1 protein-coding gene is annotated in these 1266 nt (G+C 38.1%); it reads right to left on the bottom strand.

Annotation, left to right across the window (positions count from 1 at the left end):
- A partial coding sequence (locus ACQKL6_RS20705) for an IS1182 family transposase (RefSeq protein ID WP_427651838.1) occupies positions 1–1214 on the bottom strand: 1214 nt, incomplete at its 3' end.
- Positions 1215–1266: the final 52 nt, after the last annotated feature.

The raw sequence follows: 1266 nt of genomic DNA, 5'->3' as shown, positions 1-1266 counted from the left end.
AATACACGCTCAATCGTTTCCTTGCGTTTCGCATAGATAGGTTTTACATCTTGATGATGACGCAGGTGATCTGCTTCTTCCATATTTTCTTGCCAAATATGGCGCGTCACCACTTTTTGGTGGTCTTTGCTTTCTGTACACTGTGATAAAAATGAACATGTCTTACAAATGTGTTTGGGAGATTTATACTCGCGATATCCCTCTTTATTTGTTGTTGAGTACTTTAAAACCTCGCCCGATGGGCAAAGGTAACAGTCAAAATGTTCATCATAAACATACTCATGTTTGCGGAAGAATCCTTCTTTTGTGCGTGGTCGTGTATAGGGTAATGCCGGCGTGATTTCTTTGCCAAAAAGATAGCTTGTAATGGCTGGCGTTTTATAAGCTGCATCTGCGGCAACAGCTTCAGGTTTTCCAACTTTCTCAATCACTTGTTCTACCAGTGGCTCTAACATATGGCTATCATGCGTATTTCCAGGTGTTACAATTGTCCCTAATACAAAACCATTTCGGTCTGCAGCCGTGTGAAATGAATAGGCAAACTGTTTTGTCCGTTCATCTTTCACATAGTAACCACTCTCAGGATCTGTTGTACTTTCTTTGATTTCTTTGGTTTCTTCCTTATCAAATTTATCTGGTGGAAAAGGTTTCTTTCCATGATCTTCACGATCCTGATTTATTTCTTCTTGAAGGCGTTCTTGATATGCTCGTGTTTCCTTGCGGACGACTTTCTTTGCAAATTTTCGTTTATTTGCACTAGCTTTTACATGAGTGGAATCAACGAATACATGCTCTGCACTTATTAACTTTCTTTGGGCAGCTGTGATTAAAATGCGATAGAAAATCTGTTCAAAGAGGTCACTATCTTTAAAGCGTCGCTCATAATTTTTTCCGAAGGTTGAGAAATGAGGTACTTTATCGTGGAAACCGTAACCTAAGAACCAACGGTAAGCCATATTTGTTTCAACTTCTTCAATTGTTTTACGCATGGAACGAATACCGAAGGTATATTGAATGAATGCAAGTTTAACCAAAATAACTGGATCGATACTTGGGCGACCTATCTCAGAATACATATCTTTCACTAAATCATAAATGAAAGAGAAATCAATGGCCGCCTCAATTTTACGAACCAAATGGTTCGCTGGCACCAATTGATCCAAAGTAATCATTTCAAGTTGATCTCGCTGAATAGAATCATGTTTCGAAAGCATCTTTATCACCTCAAGTTTTAATACTTTTATTTTAAAATAAAAAAGACTGTAG

The sequence above is a fragment of the Peribacillus sp. NPDC097197 genome (assembly GCF_050278025.1).
Lineage (GTDB): Bacteria > Bacillota > Bacilli > Bacillales > DSM-1321 > Peribacillus.
This window is presented reverse-complemented; position numbering and strand designations above follow the sequence as displayed.